The organism is Micromonospora sp. NPDC048905 (genome assembly GCF_040649655.1).
Lineage (GTDB): Bacteria > Actinomycetota > Actinomycetes > Mycobacteriales > Micromonosporaceae > Micromonospora.
Genome location: NZ_JBEZFV010000008.1, coordinates 88,640 through 104,639, shown reverse-complemented (window position 1 = coordinate 104,639; position 16,000 = coordinate 88,640). Strand labels below are relative to the sequence as shown.

Sequence of the window (16,000 nt, the reverse complement as noted above, 5' to 3'; positions counted from 1 at the left end):
CAGCATCGGCAACCGGACAACGACTGCCAACTGAGCCGTTACCGGACAGCGCCTTGCCGGATCCGGTACTACGCTGCGGCGGGTGAGCGACGAACGCGACGACCGGGCTCCGGCGGCCGACGATCACCCCGACGGCGAGCGTGTCCGGCCTCGGCCACGCTCCACCGATCCGCTGGAGCTGGGCTTCACCCCGCGCAAGCCGGTGCCGTGGCTGGCGCCGTTCCTGCTGATCAGCACCGGCATCCGGACGCTGCTGGCGATCCTCTTCGGCGCCTACCTCGACAAGCGCGAGTTGCAGAACGCCTTCGGCGACGACATCTTCCGCCAGGCGGGACCGGACGGCGGGCTCTGGCTCGACTACGTGGCCGACCTCGGTGACGGCTTCCACGCCACGTACTCGGTCGCGTACCTGCTGGCGCAGCCGGAGCTGACCGTGGACGGACACCGGCTGCCCCGGGCGCAGACCCTGGTGATGGGCGGCGACCAGGTGTACCCGTCGGCGGCCTACGAGGAGTACGAGAACCGGTGCAAGGGCCCCTACCAGGCCGCGCTGCCGCTGACCCCGCCCGAACGCCCCACGCTGTTCGCGGTGCCGGGCAACCACGACTGGTACGACGGACTGACCGCCTTCCTGCGGCTGTTCGTCCGCTCCCGGGACCGCAACTTCGCCGGCTGGCGTACCGGGCAGTCGCGGTCGTACTTCGCCGTGGAGTTGCCGGCCGGCTGGTGGCTGCTCGGTCTGGACGACCAGTCCGGCTCGTACCTGGACGACCCGCAGTTGGCCTACTTCGACGAGGTGGCCCGACGACTCGGCCCGGAGTCGAAGGTGATCCTGGCCGCGCCGTCGCCGACCTGGGTCAAGGCCGCCGACAGCCCCGCGGCGTACGACTCGATCGACTACTTCGTCCGGACGATCATCGACCCGACCGGGGCGCGGGTGCGGCTGCTGCTCTCCGGCGACCTGCACCACTACGCCCGCTACGCCAGCCCGGACCGACAGTTGATCACCTGTGGTGGCGGCGGGGCGTACCTGTACCCCACCCACAAGCTGCCGGAGCGCATCGAGGTGCCGCCGCGCGACACGCTGGCCCGCCGGGCCAGCCGCACACAGCCGTACGACCTGGTGGCCCGCTATCCCGACGCGGCCCGCTCCCGTCGCTACGGCTGGGGCATCTTCGCCCGGCTGCCGTTCCGTAACCCTGGCTTCACCACCCTCCTCGGCATCCTGCACACCCTGCTGATGCTGGCCATGGCGGGTGCGACGGCGAACTGGGCCGACAGCACCGATCAGCGACTGTTCAGCGTCCCGCTGGTGCTGATGGTGCTCGTGACGGTGGCGGCGGCGGTGCTGTTCGCGAAGCCGCCCAACGCCAGCGGTAAGCGGCACGCCCGGCACTGGCTTCTCGGCGTCGGCCACGGGGTGGCTCAGGTGGCGATGGCCGCTGGCGGCACCTGGGTCTGGTTGGCGCTGCCGTTCTACGAATGGCCGTGGCCGCTGCCGGCAGTCGCCGCGACCGTGGTCTACGGACCGGTGATCGGCCTTGTCGCCAGCCAGTTGGTGGCGGCGTACCTGCTGGTGGCGGGCTCGTGCGGGGTGAACGTCAACGAACTGTTCGCCGGGCAGGGCATCGAGGACGCCAAGGCGTTCCTGCGGTTGCGTATCGATCCGGACGGCACGCTGACCATCTACCCGGTCGCGGTGGACCGGGTTTCCCGCGACTGGCAGGTGAACCCCGACCAGTCCCCCACGGCGAGCTGGCTGACCCCGAAGTCACGCCTGACCGCCCACCTGGCCGAACCCCCGATAGTCCTGCCCTGAGAGTGACCACCCACAGGTTGATCAAGAGGTTTGCGTCATCCGGGGAACGATCCCTGACGCAAACCTCTTGATCACCGCGCAGGGGGCGGGGTCAGGGGGTGTAGTGCTGGTCGTGGGCTTGGCGGGGGGCGCAGACGGAGGCGCGGGAGCAGGAGCAGCGGGAGCCGTCCGCGTCGAGACGGACCGTCACCGCGTCCCGGGGGACGCTGTGGCCGACGACCCGGCCGTCGCCCTCCGGCGTGGAGACCCGGCTGCCGACCGCCGGGGCGGTCTCCTGGAACCTGGCGTACAGGGGGTGCTCGTACTTGAGGCAGCACATCAACCGGCCACACGCGCCGGAGATGCGCAGCGGGTTGAGGGGCAGGTCCTGGTCCTTGGCCATCCGGATGGTCACCGGCTCGAAGTCGGTGAGGAACGTCGCGCAGCACAGGTCGCGACCGCAGGAGCCGATGCCGCCCTGCACCCGCGCCGAGTCGCGCGCGGACAGCTGCCGTAGCTCGACCCGGCAGTGCAGGGTGGCGCCCAGATCACGGACCAGGGAACGGAAGTCCACCCGGTGCGGGGCGGTGAAGTAGACGGTGCTGCGCTCGCCGCCACTCTCGGCGGAGCCGAGCACGTGGTCGACGGCCACCACCTTCATCGGCAGGCCGTGCGAGCGGATCAGCCGTTTCGCGGCCACCTTCGCCTCGGCCTTACGACGCCGTAACTCCTCGTCCCGGCGCAGGTCGTCGTCGCCGGCGACCCCCACCAGCCGGGGAAAGCCGTCGGTCTCCTCGGTGACCCACTGCGCAGCCCACACGCACTCCGCCACCTCGGGCCCGTCGTCGGTGGGCACCAGCACCTTGTCGCCCACCTGCGGACGCAACTCGCCAGGATCGAGGTAGTAGAGGCGCCCGTACCTGTTGAAGCTGACCGCGCAGAGCATCCCCATCCCCCCACCCTACGACGGATCACCGCAAAGAACGCACCAGCCAATCCCCCAACTGCCATCCATGAGCGTCGACTCGACGGATTGCCGGGCGGCCCGTCGTGCCGTTGCGCCTCGCCCGGACGGTTGATTCCGGACCCGGACAGCAGACAAGCACGCCCCCGGCGGCGTTGAGTGAAAGGCAGACCTGCGGAGGGTGCAGGGGAAGACCACGGCGTCGCCGTGGGCGCCGGCTCCGGTCCGACGCCCGCGAGCGACGCCGTGGCCCGTGCGAGCGACTACCAGCCGACGCGGGTGGGCTGGTCGTAGTGCGGCTGGCCGACCACCGGCGAACGCCACGCGGTCTCGGCGAGGCTCGGTGCCCACTGACGCAGCAGTGTCTCCGCACCGTCGTACGCGACGCAGAGCACCGCCAGCACCCGCGCGGCGATCTCCGCCGCGTCGGCCACACCCGGCCCGACCGGCCCGGGGCGGGTCGACGGACCCGGGGCGGTGGCGGCGACCACGGCCACCGCCTCGGCCGAGCGCAGCACGTCGGCCAACGTCCGGGCCAACGCGAGACGACTGCCCTCCACCCAGTCGGCGAGCGCGTCCGCGTAACCGGCTGTGGATTCGAGCCGCCCGACCAGGCTGTCCGGCCCCTCGTCGAGGTGGCGCAGCAGCGCGGCCCGCTGTTGCCCGTACGCGGTGGCTGCCGGGCCGGACCAGAGCACCGAGTCGGTGAGCGCGGCGGAGACGTCGTCGTACCCACGGACCAGCCGGCGCACCGCGTGCCCGGCGCCGGCGAGCGGCGCGGGGTGCAGGTCGAGGAAGCCGCGGACCGCGTCGCCGGGCAGCACCTGCATCCGGCGCAGCAGCGGCCAGACCCGGTGCCCCTCCGGGACGCCGGCGGCGATCAGCCGGTCCACCCGGCGCAGCAGGTCGAGGCCGGGGTCGGCGAGCCGGTCCAGCGCGTCCATCAGGGCTCCCCGGCGAGCCGGCGGCGGGCTGCCCGGTCGACCTCGGCGTAGCGGTCGGCGGCCTCCCGCACCGCCGCGGCGGCGGCGGCCAGCCGACCGGCGGCGGTGTGCGCCTCCCGGGCCCGGTCGTCGGTGGCGGTGACCCACTGCCGGTGCAGCGCGCGACCGATCTCGCCGGGGCGGCCCGGAGCGTCGGCACCGAACGCGGCCTGAGCCGGGTCGCTGGCGGTGACGGTGTGCGCGATCGTGGTGAGCGTGGCGCTCGCCTCGTCCAGTCGGGCGGAGAGCGCGCCCAGTGTGTCCATCTCAGGCCCCCGCGAGAGGTCGGTAGGCGGCGAAGGTCTCGTTGTGCAGCTTCTCCCGCGCCCACTCGGCGGCGTCGGCGGCCGCGGTGACCGCCGCCTGCACGGAGCCGGCGACGTCCCGTGGGTTGCGGGTGTGCAGTGGGCCGAGGAACCGGACGTGGGTGATCCGCCCTCCGGCGGTGACGACGACCTCGACCAGACCGTCAGGCGACCGGACGGTCACCTCGACGGTGGACACCGCCTGGTCGAACTCCGCCTGAAGCTGCTCGATCCGGCGGTATCGCCGCACCGCCTCCTCGATCCAGGCTTCGTCGATCTCCCCCCGTGGCATCGGCCGACTCCTCCCGGATGAGCCATCACTGAGCGTGCCGCCGCCGTCACCTCGGCACACCGGACCGTACCGCACCACAATCGGGCCTGTCGATGCCTGTGGACAACGCCGGAAGCTGCGGTTCAGCCCTTCCAGAGGGCGAGCATCATCGCCTCGACCGCGATCCGCGGCTTGACGTTCGTCTCGATCGCCGCCCGGCAGGCGAGCACGGCCTCCAGCCGGCGCAGCGACCCCTCGGCGTCCCACTTCTGCGCGCCGGCGCCGGCCAGTGCGGCGGTGTCGGTGTGCACCGGGGCGACGGGAGCGCGCAACGCCATGGTGAGCGCGTCCCGGTAGAAGCCGGCCAGGTCGACGAGCGCCCGGTCCAGTGCGTCCCGCTGGGCGCGGGTGGCGCGAGACTTCTGCCGTTTCTCCAGCTCCTTGAGCTGCCCGGCCGCGCCGCGGATCGCGCCGGCCGCACCCCGACCGGTGCCGCCCGCGCCGAGCGCGGTCTCCAGCGCCGCCCGCTCGGTCGCGTCGGCCTCGGTGACCGACGCCCCGGCTTCCGCTTCGGCCGCCTCGATCAGCGCCGACGCCGCGTCGAACGCCGCGCCGACGCCTGTCAACCGGCGCGGCACCGCGAGCACCGCCTCGCGCCGCTTGCGGGCCTCCGGGTCGCGGGCCAGCCTGCGGGCCCGACCCACGTGCCCCTGCGCGGCCGCCGCCGCCCACCGCGCCACGTCGGGCGCGATCCCGTCCCGGCGGACCAGCACCTCGGCCACCGCGTCGGCCGGCGGCTGCCGCAGGGGTACGACCCGACAGCGGGACCGGATGGTCACGGAGATGTCGTCCGGGTGGGTGGACGGGGCGCAGAGCAGGAAGACCGTCCGCGGCGGAGGCTCCTCGATCGCCTTGAGCAGCGCGTTGCCGGCGGCCTCGGTGAGCCGGTCGGCATCCTCGATGACCACCACCTGCCAGCGCCCGCCGGACGGGGTGCTGGCCGCCCGGAGCACCAGAGCCCGCATCTCGTTGACGCTGATGGACAGCCCTTCCGGCACCACGAGCCGGACGTCGGCGTGGGTGCCGCCCATCGTCGTGTGGCAGCCGGGGCACTCGCCACAGCCGGTGCCGTGCACGCACTGGAGTGCGGCGGCGAACGCCCGCGCGGCGACCGAGCGACCGGAGCCGGGCGGGCCGGTGAAGATCCAGGCGTGCGTCATCCCGGCGGACGGGTCCATCCCGCCTGGGGCGGCAGCGCCGGCCGGGCCGGCGGCACCGGTCGTCTCGGCGGCACCGGCGGTGAGCAGCGCGGGTGCCCGGTCGGCCGCGCCGGCGCGCAGAACGGCAGCCGCGGCGGCGGCGGCCCGGCGCAGGTCGACGACCGCCTCGTCCTGACCGACCAGGTCGGCGAAGACGTCCGGCATCAGGTCTTGTGCTCCATCGTCACCAACTCCGCGTCGGATAACTCGGGCTGCACCGACGTGTCCGGGCCCTGCGCCGGCCGGGGGTGCACGACGCCGCCCGGCTTGCCGAGCATCTCCTCGACCCGGCGGACCACCTGCCGGTTGATCTCCTCGACCGACCGGGACGCGTCGAGCACCAGGTAGCGCTTCGGGTCGGCGGCGGCGAGGTCGAGGAAGGCGTACCGGACCCGCTCGTGGAAGGCGACCGACTCGGCCTCCAGCCGGTCGGTGCCGGTGTTGCGGGAGACCACCCGGGACAGACCGGTCTTCGGCTCGACGTCCAGCAGCACCACCAGGTCGGGCTTGAGCCCGCCGGTGGCCCAGGAGGAGAGCCAGGACACCTCGTCGACCGGGAGTGTCCGGCCGGCGCCCTGGTACGCCAGCGACGAGTCGACGTACCTGTCGCTGATCACCACGCCGCCGCGGACCAGCGCGGGCCGGACGACGGTGGCCACGTGGTGTGCCCGGTCGGCGGCGTAGAGCAGCGCCTCGGCGCGCGGTGACGGCGCGTCGTCGCCGGAGGTGTCCAGCACGAGCGACCGGATCCGTCGACCGACACCTGTCGCCCCCGGCTCACGGGTGACCACGACCTCACGTCCGTGGCCGCGCAGCCGCTCGGCGAGCGCGGTGAGCTGGGTGGACTTGCCCGCGCCCTCGCCGCCCTCGAAGACCACGAAGAGCCCGGCGGAGACGAACGGCTCGGCCGGCATCAGCGGACGACCCCGGATGGATCCCCAGAGGTCGGCGAGGACCGGCACGCCCTTCTTGTCGTCCATCTGGCCGAAGGCGCTGATGCCGGCGAAGATGCCGGCGGCACCGGCGGCGAGCAGCAGCAACCGGGTCGACGAGATGGAGATGCCCAGGTCGGCGATTGTCAGCTCGCGGGAGCCGCCGACGCCGACCAACACGCTGCTCAGCCCGATGGCCAGGATCAGCACCAACCGGGTGCCGATCTGCACCACCGCGAACACCCGGCCGCGTACCTCGTCGGCCACCTCGCCGCCCAGCAGCGTGGTGCCGGCCAGGAACGCCATGCCGGCGCCCGCGCCGACCAGGACCGCGCCGACGATCGCCATGGACAGGTGGATGGCGAAGGCGAGGGTCATCACCGCGGCGCTGGCCAGCACGATGCTCATCCCGAACCACCGCCGCCGGGACATGTCCTTGACGACCATCGGACCGAGCCCGATGCCGAGGGCCAGACCGGCGAACATGGCACCGAAGAGCAGCGAGAACGCGGCGTCGCCAGCGCCGAGCGAGTTGGCGAAGAACTTGGCCGTGCCGACCACGATGCCGCCACCGGCGAACGCGCCGAAGATGCCCAGCACCAGACCACGCACCAGCGGGGTCTTGCCGATGTACTTCCAGCCCTCGGCAAACTGCCGGAACATGCTCTGCTCGGCACGTTCGACCTCGCCGCGTTGCGCCTCGCTGATCTCCTTGATCCCGAACGCCACCACAAGTGCGGTGGCGAGCCGGGACAGGGAGTTGATCCAGAGCGCGAGCTGAGCGGGCTCGGCCCAGTTCGGCAGGTCGCCGCCGACGGCTCCACGGACGCCCTTGTCGAGCACGGCCAGGCCGACGGCGGCGGCGATCGGGGTGAGGCCGTACGTGGTGATCAGTGTGAGCTGGTTGGCCGCCTCCAGCCGGGCGCGCGGGATCAGGTTGGGGACCGCGGCCTCCTTGGCCGGGATCCAGAGCAGGGTGAGCGACTCGATCAGGAAGGTGGCGATCAGCGCCCAGCCGACCACCAGACCGCCCGCGGCGCCGGAGAGGGCGTAGAGCGGGATGGAGGCGAAGAGCACGAAGCGCAGCAGGTCACAGATGACCATCGTCCAGCGCCTGTCGAACCGGTCGGCGAAGACGCCGGCCACCGGGCCGAGCACCAGCGCGGGCAGCAGCCGGATCGCGGTGACCCCACCGAACGCGGCGCCCTGGGCGGTGCTGCCCTGCACCTGAGAGGCGGCGAAGAGGGCGGTGGCCAGCAGGCCGAGCCAGTCGCCGAAGGAGGCGGCGCCGAGCACGATCCAGAGCCGCCGGAACGGCCTGATCCGCAGGACCGAGCGGATCGCGGCGTAGCCGGACGGATCCACCTGGCCGGAGCTGGACTGGTTGGCGGCGTTCTCCGACTGCTCTCCCGAGCGCGACACGCCGTGCGACTCGCCGCCGTTCTGGCTTTCGATGGCCGTACCTCCACGTGCCGGCCCATCGCTGGGCGCCTCCGGTGGAACACTCTAGACCGGGTGGGGGCGGCCCCACCGATGACATTCTCCTGCTCGCTGAGCCTAGGCCGCCGGAGGCACCGGCCGCAGCCCGGACGTACGCGAGGGTATTTCGCATTTACCGCCGGACAGTTAGCGTGCACACGTGGCCATCGAAAGCGACAAACTTCGCGAGCGCCTGGATCGGGCGACCGCCCACCTCGACCCGCCCTACGCCGTGGTCGACATCACCGCCTTCGACGCCAATTCGGTCGCCCTGGCCGATCGCGCCGCCGGCAAACCGGTCCGACTGGCGAGCAAGTCGGTCCGTGCCCGCGAGTTGATCAGCCGAGCCCTCGCCCGACCGGGTTGGCAGGGCGTGATGGCGTTCACCCTGCCCGAGGCGATCTGGCTGGTCCGGGCCGGAGTGAGCGACGACGTGCTAGTCGCGTACCCGAGCGTGGACCGGGCCGCACTCGCCGAGCTGGCCGCCGACCCGACGCTCGCCGCCGCGATCACCCTGATGATCGACGGCACCGGGCAGCTCGACCTCATCGACGACGTCCGCGCCCCGGGGCAACGCGCCGAGCTGCGGCTCTGTCTGGACCTGGACGCCTCCTGGCGACCGCTGCGCGGGGTGCACGTCGGCGTCCGCCGCTCGCCCGTGCACAGCGCCCGGGCGGCCGGCGCGCTCGCCGCCACCGTCGCCGACCGGGCCGGCTTCCGGCTGGTCGGGCTGATGTCGTACGAGGCGCAGATCGCCGGCCTGGGTGACGCGCCGCCGGGGAAGACGCTGCTGGCCGGCGCGATCAGGCTGGCCCAGCGCGGGTCGTACCGCGAGTTGCTGGCCCGCCGGGGCGCGGCGGTGGCCGCGGTACGCGAGCACGCCGACCTGGAATTCGTCAACGGCGGCGGCACCGGCAGCGTGGCCGCGACCAGCGCCGATCCCGCGGTCACCGAGGTCACCGCGGGATCGGGCCTGTACGGGCCGACGCTGTTCGACGCGTACCGCGCCTGGCGACCCACCCCGGCGGCCTTCTTCGCCTGTGCGGTGGTCCGCCGGCCGACGCCGGAGCTGGCCACCGTGCTCGGCGGCGGTTGGATCGCCTCCGGCCCGGCGGCCGACAGCCGACTGCCCCGGCCGTGGCTGCCGGCCGGGCTCAAGCTGGTCGGCACCGAGGGTGCCGGTGAGGTGCAGACTCCGCTGTCCGGCGCGGCGGCGGCCACCCTGCGGGTGGGCGACCGGGTGTGGTTCCGGCACGCCAAGGCTGGTGAGCTGTGCGAACGGGTCAACGAGCTGCACCTGGTCGAGGGGGACGTGGTCGCGGCGACCATCCCCACCTACCGGGGTGAGGGGCAGGCCTTCCTCTGAGGCCCGCGCCGGCTCACGCCGGTTGGGCCACCTCGGTCTGCCCAACGGTGGACCGGTCGCTGTCCGGGCCGTCGACCTGGCGGTGCAGGTATTCCCGGATCAGCGCCTTCGCCTCCAGCAGCACCCGCTCGTCGCCGTCGGACTTGCGTCGGAACGCGAGCTTGATCAGCGCGTCCGCCGCCTCGACCGCGATCTCCAGGACGAAACGGAGCTTCGGTACGTCGGTGAGCCCGAACCGCTCGGTGAGCACCTGCGCCAACTGGTCGGCGATCACGCCGTTGTTGTCCCGCTGCTCGTCGAGCAGGTGCAGGTCGACCACGTCGCCGAAGTGCAGGGTACGGAAGCCGGGGACGGTGCGGTGCATCGTGATGTACTCGTCGATCCCCGCGTCGACGCCATCCCACCAGTGGGTCATCTTGTCGGAGGCGAACCGCTCGTCGAGGCGTTGGAGATAGGACTCCATCGTCCGCAGGGTCAGCGCCTGCACGATCGCCCGTTTGTCCGGGAAGAACTGGTAGACCGACCCGATCGCCACTTCGGCACGCTCGGCGAGCAGGGTCGTGGTCAGCCCCTCGTACCCCACCTCGTCGACGAGCTCGGCGCAGGCATCCAACATGCGCTGGACCCGCGCGACACTTCGACCCTGCACCGGAACGCGGCGCAGCGGCCCGGTCGTGGCGGCTGGTGTGGACACTCGGCGCCACCCCCCTTCGACGGATGAACATATCTCCACGTCACGAGTCCGTGACTACCGGTACAACGAGCGGATCGCAATTGCGGTATTTACCAGGCACAACGTTCCTGATATGAAGTCACTTCATATTCATGAATGAGGAGTGCGCATGGTCGTCACCGCACCGCTCGCCGCTGAATGGTCCAACTGGGCCGGCAACCAGCGTGGCAGCGCCACCGCGATCCTGCGCCCCGGCTCGCCGACAGCTGTCGCCGAAGCCGTCCGATCGGCCGCGGCCGACGGTGCCCGGATCCGCGTGACCGGCAGCGGCCACTCGTTCACCGCCGTCGCGCTCGCCGACGACCGCCGGATGGAACTGTCCGAGCTGGACACGGTCGTCAGCGTCGACGTCGCGCACCGACTGGTCACCGTACCGGCGGGAATGACCCTGCACGCACTCAACGGCCTGCTCGCCCGGCACGGCCTCGCACTGCCCAACCTCGGCGACATCGACGCGCAGACGGTGGCCGGGGCGATCTCCACGGGCACCCACGGCACCGGAGCCGGCTACGGGTGCCTGTCCACCTTCGTCGAGGCGATCACCCTGGTCACCGGCACCGGTGAGGTGCTGCGCTGCACCGCCGACGAGCATCCCGACGTGTTCGCCGCCGCCCGGGTGTCACTCGGCGCGCTCGGCGTCCTGGTCGAGGTAACCCTGCGCTGCGTGGACGCCTTCGTACTGCACGCCCACGAACGTCCCGCCGAACTGGCCGACGTCCTCGGCGACCTGCCCACGTTGATCGGCTCGCACGACCACGTCGAGTTCTACTGGTTCCCCTACACCTCGCGAGTGCAGGTCAAGACCAACGACCGGGTACCGGCCAACGACCGGCCACTGCCCCGCTGGCGCGGCTGGCTGGACGACGACTTCCTCGCCAACCGGGTCTTCGCCGGCGCCTGCCGACTCGGCCGGGCCGTGCCCGCGCTGGCCCCGGGCATCAGCGCGGTCTCCGCCCGCGCCCTCACCGAACGTCGGTACACCGGCCGCTCCGACCGGGTCTTCTGCACCCCGCGCCGGGTCCGCTTCGTGGAGATGGAGTACGGCCTGCCCCGCGAGGCGTTACCCGAGGCGCTCGCCGCGCTCCAGCGGATCGTGGACGGGCTGCCGTTCAAGGTGCTCTTTCCGGTGGAGGTGCGATTCACCGCCGCCGACGACATCTGGCTCTCGCACGGCTACGGGCGGGACAACGCCTACATCGCCGTGCACCAGTACGTCGGCATGCCGTACGAGCCGTACTTCCGGGCCTTCGAGAAGGTCACCGCCGGGCTGGGTGGCCGCCCGCACTGGGGCAAGCTGCACTACCGCGACGCCGCCTCGCTGGCCACGGCGTACCCCCGCTTCGCCGACTTCCAGGCCGTCCGCGACCGCCTCGACCCCGACCGCGTCTTCACCAGCCCCCACCTGACCCACGTCCTCGGCGCCTGACGGCCCCCGCCGGCCCCGCCCCGCCGGCCCCGCCGCCCCGCCCGGAGATCTTGGAAGGAAAGTGCCCGGGGAGGGGCGGTTTGCTTCCAAGGTCTGTGAATGTCAGCCCGGCCAGCCTGCGGCGCCCAGGGCGGCACGGAGTTGGGTGACGACCTCGTCCGGTTTGGCACGGATGGCCCAGGCCGGGAAGCGCAGCACGCGGTCGCCTTCGATCCACAGATCGTTCTGCCGGCGCATGTCCGCCCACCAGGCGCGCGGATCGAGGTGCTGCCCGCCGTCGACCTCGATGTGCACCCGCCACTGCTCGAAGTAGGCGTCCAGGTAACGGCGTCGCCCGGTCTCGTCATAGCGGATCTTCTGGCGCGTCGGTTCGGGTAGCCCCGCACGACGGATCAGGCACAGGAAGTCCAACTCCGGCAACGAGTGTGACCCACCCGCCGCGTCCGCTGCCGTGGCCAGGATCAGCTGGCGACGGCGGACCCGGGGCAGCCGTTCGACGACCAGGTGCAGGTCGTCGGCGGCCACGAGTCGTTGTTGGAATGCGGCGGCGACAATCGCGCGTGCCTGCTGGTCATCGCCCGCCCACTGCGCGGCGTCGACGATTGAGCGAGCCGGCATGGTCCGTCGAGGTTGGCCTACCGCCAGCACATCCTGGTCCGTCAGTGTCGTGGTCCGGTGCGCCACCACACCGGCGGGCAGCGACCCACGCCGGCAGGAGGCGGGGAGCAGGATGTGGATCGGGCGGCCGGGGAACCCTCGTACTCCTCCGGCCTGTGCAGCGGTCAGACCCCCGAGGATCGCCTGTGGTCCCGCGGCGAGGACGGCCACCCAGCGGAGTTGGCCGGCGTTGACCGGTCCGTTGTGCGCGACCAGCACGGCGCGATGGACCTGTCGCCACCTGCTGGTCGCCAGCCGGTGCCGGATGGCCTTGGGCGACAGGTGCCGCCTCGCCTGGGCGAGGCTCAACACGTCCTTCTGATGAAAGAGCAGCCAGCTCAGCTCGTCCGCGTCATCGCTCGGCAGCCGGCGAGCCCAGGCAGCCGGCGACGACGCCCTCCGGAGACTCATGACCGTCAAGTCTCCCGATGGCCGACCCGAACGGCAGTCCCTGTGGACAACGACGAGATCTTGGAGGGAAACCGCCCCTCCCGGGGCACTTTCCTTCCAAGATCTCCTGTCGTGCGGGGCTACTCCGTGCTGGACGCGGCCTTGCGCGGGGCGGCCTTCTTCGCCGGGGCCTTCTTCGCCGCGGTGGTGGCCTTGGCCGTCGTCGTCTTCTTCGCGGCCGTGGACTTGCTGGCGGCAGCCGTCTTCTTGGTGGCCGTGGCCTTCTTCGTGGCCGTGGCCTTCTTGGCGGGAGCCTTCTTCGCCGCCGCCTTCTTCCGCGGCGCCGGACCCTTGGCACGCTTCTCGGCCAGCATCTCGGACGCTTCCTCGATGGTCAGCGCCTCCGGAGTCTGCCCGCGCCGCAGCGACGCGTTGAACTCACCGTCGGTGACGTACGGGCCGAACCGACCGTCCTTGATCACCATTGGCTTCTCGGTCGCCGGGTCGACGCCCATCTCCCGCAGGGGCGGCGCCGCTGCCCGCCGTCCACGGGCCTTCGGGGCGGCCAGCAGCGCCAGCGCCTCGTCCAGGCCCACCGTGAACATCTGGTCTTCGGACTCCAGCGAGCGGAACTCCTCGCCCCGCTTCACGTACGGGCCGTAGCGGCCGTTGTTGGCGAAGACCTCGACGCCGTCCGGTGCGACACCGATCAGCCGGGGCAGGCTGAGCAGCTTGAGCGCCTCTTCCAGGGTGAGCGAGTCCGGGGTCTGCGTCCGCAGCAGCGACGACTTGCGCTCACCGCTGGACACGTACGGGCCGAACCGGCCGGACTTGAGCACGATCGGCTCGCCGGTGCCGGGGTCGTCGCCGAGCTTGCGCTCGCCGCTGCCGCCGAGGAACAGCTCGTGCACCTTCTCCGGGGTCAGCTCGTCCGGGGCCAGGCCCTCGGGGATCGGCGCACGGTCACCGCCCTGGGTGCCGCCCTCCTCGCCCTCAGCCGGGGCTGCCGGTGCCGGCTGCTCGCCGCCGGGCAACTCCCGTTGCAGGTACGGCCCGTACCGGCCGACCCGGACGACGACCTCGCGGCCCTCGTCGTCGGTGAAGAGCGGGATGGAGTTGACGCTGCGGGCGTCGATGTCGCTCAGGTTTTCGGTGACCAGCTTCTTCAGCCCACCGGAACGGGCGATGTCCTGGTCACCGGCACCGTTGGAGCTGCCGAAGTAGAACGCGGTGAGGAAGTCGACAGCGGCGTGGTCACCGCCGGCGATCTCGTCCAGCTCGTTTTCCATCGTGGCGGTGAAGTCGTAGTCGATCAGGCGCGGGTAGTGCCGCTCCAGCAGCCCGATCACCGCGAACGCCAGGAAGGTCGGGATCATCGCCTGCCCGCGCTTGGTGACGTACCCCCGGTCCTGGATCGTCTGCATGATCGACGCGTAGGTGGACGGGCGGCCGATGCCCAACTCTTCCAGGGCCTTCACCAGCGACGCCTCGGTGTAGCGCGACGGCGGCTGGGTGTGGTGGCCCTGCGCGGCCAGCTCGTCGGCGGTCAGCGGCTGGTCCTTGACCAGGGTGGGCAGCCGGCGCTCGGCGTCCTCCGCCTCGGCGTTCTCGTCGTCGCTGGACTCCACGTACGCCCGCAGGAAGCCCGGGTCGGTGATGGTCTTGCCGGTCGCGCCGAAGTCGGCCTCCTCCTGCGAGGTGGAGACCGCCCGGATGCGCACCGACACGCTGGAGCCGACCGCATCGGTCATCTGCGAGGCGATGGTGCGCCGCCAGATCAGCTCGTAGAGCTTGAACTCCTCGGCGGACAGCTCCTTGGCCACCTCGCCCGGGGTACGGAAGTTGTCCCCCGCCGGGCGGATCGCCTCGTGCGCCTCCTGCGCGTTCTTCACCTTGCCGGTGTAGCGACGCGGCTCCGGCGGCACGCTGCGCTCGCCGTACAGCTCGACGATCTGCCGACGAGCCGCCGAGATGGCGGTCTCCGACAGGTTGACCGAGTCGGTACGCATATAGGTGATGTAGCCGTTCTCGTAGAGCCGCTGCGCGGTGCGCATCGTCTGCTGCGAGGACAGGCGCAGCTTGCGGGCCGCCTCCTGCTGGAGGGTCGAGGTGATGAACGGCGCGTAGGGGCGGCGACGGTAGGGCTTCTCCTCGACCCGGGTGACGGTGAACGGCCGCCCGTCGAGGCGGGCCGCGAGACCCCGGGCGCCACTCTCGTCCAGGTGGACGACCCCGGCACCGGGCTTCACCCGGCCGGTGGTGGGCTCGAAGTCCTTGCCGGTGGCGATCCGGTCGCCGTTCAGGGCGATCAGGGTGGCGTTGAACGCGCGCGGGCCCTCGCCGGCGTTGGACACGGCGAGGGTGGCCAGGATGTCCCAGTACTCGGCGGTGCGGAAGGCCATCCGCTGCCGTTCCCGCTCAACCACGATGCGGGTCGCCACGGACTGCACCCGGCCGGCCGAGAGCCTCGGCATGACCTTCTTCCACAGCACCGGGGAGACCTCGTAGCCGTACAGCCGGTCGAGGATCCGGCGCGCCTCCTGGGCGTCGACCAGATCGCGGTCGATCTCCCGGGGGTTGGCCACCGCCGCCTGGATCGCCGGCTTGGTGATCTCGTGGAAGACCATCCGCTTGACCGGGACCTTGGGCTTGAGCGTCTCGACCAGGTGCCAGGCGATGGCTTCGCCCTCGCGGTCCTCATCCGTAGCCAGGAAGATCTCGTCGACCTCCTTGGCCAGCTTCACCAGCTTGCTGATCTGCTGCTTGCGGTCGGCGGAGACGACGTAGAGCGCCTGGAAGCCGTTGTCCACGTCCACCCCGAGCCGGGCCCAGGGCTCCTTCTTGTATTTGGCCGGCACATCGGCGGCGTTGCGCGGCAGGTCGCGGACGTGACCGAAGCTGGCCTCCACGACGTACCCCGGGCCGAGGTAGCCCGAGATCGTCTTGGCCTTCGCCGGTGACTCGACGATGACCAGACGGGTGGTTCCAGCTTTGCTCGGCACGTCTCTCCCCGACCTCACTCCTGCTCGTGGCCTGCCAGCGCCCGGACAGCGACCGCCTTCGACCCCGCCGTCGCACCGGCGGTCCGGATGTCCAACGTAACGCGCCGCCCGCGTTTCGGGTTTCGCGGGCGGCAAACCGCCACCGCGCGACGGTCAACTCTCGCCCCGCCGCGCTCGGCACTGCCGGACGGCGCCACCGTACACCGTGGGTAGGGCTCGAAGAGGGTCACTGTGACGATGGCGGGCCTACGACCGAGGGTCGACCCGCCCGTTTTCCGCCTGGATAGGGCCTGTCGGCTGTCCGGCACCGGACACCCCGCCTCGCCGCCGAATCCCGTCGATCATGGACTTGTGGTGGGCGTTATAGGCCCGAACAAGCAGTTCGTCCACCACCGCAACTGCATGATCGACCCGGGCCGGGCGGGGTTCAGGGCC

12 protein-coding genes are annotated in these 16,000 nt (G+C 71.8%); 3 read left to right on the top strand and 9 right to left on the bottom strand.

The genetic code is table 11. The features are described from left to right. Window positions 1-82 precede the first annotated feature (82 nt). A complete protein-coding gene (locus AB0C01_RS21735; RefSeq protein ID WP_357571945.1) occupies window positions 83-1,819 on the top strand; it encodes a metallophosphoesterase in 1,737 nt (578 codons plus the stop codon). A gap of 91 nt (window positions 1,820-1,910) precedes the next feature. On the opposite strand, the gene ricT is transcribed toward AB0C01_RS21735, so the two are convergent. From ricT to tmk, 6 genes are all read right to left on the bottom strand, one after another. Beyond that, a complete protein-coding gene (gene ricT / locus AB0C01_RS21730) occupies window positions 1,911-2,750 on the bottom strand; it encodes a regulatory iron-sulfur-containing complex subunit RicT (protein ID WP_357251733.1) in 840 nt (279 codons plus the stop codon). A 275-nt stretch (window positions 2,751-3,025) separates the two neighbouring features. Continuing rightward, entirely contained in the window at window positions 3,026-3,706 is a 681-nt protein-coding gene (locus AB0C01_RS21725) for a hypothetical protein (RefSeq protein WP_357251731.1), read from the bottom strand. Continuing rightward, the gene (locus AB0C01_RS21720) at window positions 3,706-4,011 is read right to left on the bottom strand and encodes a hypothetical protein (RefSeq protein WP_357251728.1); all 306 of its coding nucleotides are present in this window, start codon (window positions 4,009-4,011) and stop codon (window positions 3,706-3,708) included. Before AB0C01_RS21720 ends, AB0C01_RS21725 begins: the two co-directional genes overlap by 1 nt. A 1-nt stretch (window position 4,012) precedes the next feature. Then, window positions 4,013-4,342 carry a YbaB/EbfC family nucleoid-associated protein gene (locus tag AB0C01_RS21715; RefSeq protein WP_355027350.1) on the bottom strand — a complete coding sequence of 110 codons (330 nt, stop codon included), beginning with the start codon at window positions 4,340-4,342 and terminating at the stop codon, window positions 4,013-4,015. A gap of 122 nt (window positions 4,343-4,464) precedes the next feature. Then, complete coding sequence (locus AB0C01_RS21710) at window positions 4,465-5,745, bottom strand: DNA polymerase III subunit delta' (protein ID WP_357251723.1); 1,281 nt, start codon at window positions 5,743-5,745, stop codon at window positions 4,465-4,467. Continuing rightward, entirely contained in the window at window positions 5,745-7,835 is a 2,091-nt protein-coding gene (gene tmk, locus AB0C01_RS21705) for a dTMP kinase (RefSeq protein ID WP_357252048.1), read from the bottom strand. Before tmk ends, AB0C01_RS21710 begins: the two co-directional genes overlap by 1 nt. 316 nt (window positions 7,836-8,151) lie before the next feature. Here tmk and AB0C01_RS21700 point away from each other — a divergent pair, with 316 nt between their 5' ends. Further along, window positions 8,152-9,357 (top strand): amino acid deaminase/aldolase, encoded by a 1,206-nt coding sequence (locus AB0C01_RS21700; RefSeq protein WP_357251721.1) that lies wholly within the window; start codon window positions 8,152-8,154, stop codon window positions 9,355-9,357. A gap of 13 nt (window positions 9,358-9,370) precedes the next feature. Here AB0C01_RS21700 and AB0C01_RS21695 read toward each other — a convergent pair whose 3' ends face one another. Next, window positions 9,371-9,973: a TetR family transcriptional regulator gene (locus AB0C01_RS21695; RefSeq protein ID WP_357252045.1), complete on the bottom strand. Its 603-nt coding sequence runs from the start codon at window positions 9,971-9,973 to the stop codon at window positions 9,371-9,373. A 226-nt stretch (window positions 9,974-10,199) separates the two neighbouring features. On the opposite strand from AB0C01_RS21695, the gene AB0C01_RS21690 reads away from it, so the two are divergent. Further along, the gene (locus AB0C01_RS21690) at window positions 10,200-11,516 is read left to right on the top strand and encodes a D-arabinono-1,4-lactone oxidase (protein WP_357571943.1); all 1,317 of its coding nucleotides are present in this window, start codon (window positions 10,200-10,202) and stop codon (window positions 11,514-11,516) included. Between the two features lie 102 nt (window positions 11,517-11,618). On the opposite strand, the gene AB0C01_RS21685 is transcribed toward AB0C01_RS21690, so the two are convergent. After that, complete coding sequence (locus AB0C01_RS21685) at window positions 11,619-12,584, bottom strand: DUF559 domain-containing protein (RefSeq protein ID WP_357571941.1); 966 nt, start codon at window positions 12,582-12,584, stop codon at window positions 11,619-11,621. 119 nt (window positions 12,585-12,703) lie between these two features. After that, complete coding sequence (gene topA, locus AB0C01_RS21680; RefSeq protein ID WP_357571940.1) at window positions 12,704-15,565, bottom strand: type I DNA topoisomerase; 2,862 nt, start codon at window positions 15,563-15,565, stop codon at window positions 12,704-12,706. Window positions 15,566-16,000: the final 435 nt, after the last annotated feature.

What these genes read in the sequence shown, in the direction of transcription:
- AB0C01_RS21695 (WP_357252045.1), bottom strand. Translation starts at nt 9,973, where the DNA reads ATGTTGGATGCCTGCGCCGAGCTCGTCGACGAGGTGGGGTACGAGGGG.
- AB0C01_RS21720 (WP_357251728.1), bottom strand. Translation starts at nt 4,011, where the DNA reads ATGGACACACTGGGCGCGCTCTCCGCCCGACTGGACGAGGCGAGCGCC.
- AB0C01_RS21710 (WP_357251723.1), bottom strand. Translation starts at nt 5,745, where the DNA reads ATGCCGGACGTCTTCGCCGACCTGGTCGGTCAGGACGAGGCGGTCGTC.
- AB0C01_RS21725 (WP_357251731.1), bottom strand. Translation starts at nt 3,706, where the DNA reads ATGGACGCGCTGGACCGGCTCGCCGACCCCGGCCTCGACCTGCTGCGC.
- AB0C01_RS21685 (WP_357571941.1), bottom strand. Translation starts at nt 12,584, where the DNA reads ATGAGTCTCCGGAGGGCGTCGTCGCCGGCTGCCTGGGCTCGCCGGCTG.
- AB0C01_RS21715 (WP_355027350.1), bottom strand. Translation starts at nt 4,342, where the DNA reads ATGCCACGGGGGGAGATCGACGAAGCCTGGATCGAGGAGGCGGTGCGG.
- ricT (WP_357251733.1), bottom strand. Translation starts at nt 2,750, where the DNA reads ATGGGGATGCTCTGCGCGGTCAGCTTCAACAGGTACGGGCGCCTCTAC.
- AB0C01_RS21690 (WP_357571943.1), top strand. Translation starts at nt 10,200, where the DNA reads ATGGTCGTCACCGCACCGCTCGCCGCTGAATGGTCCAACTGGGCCGGC.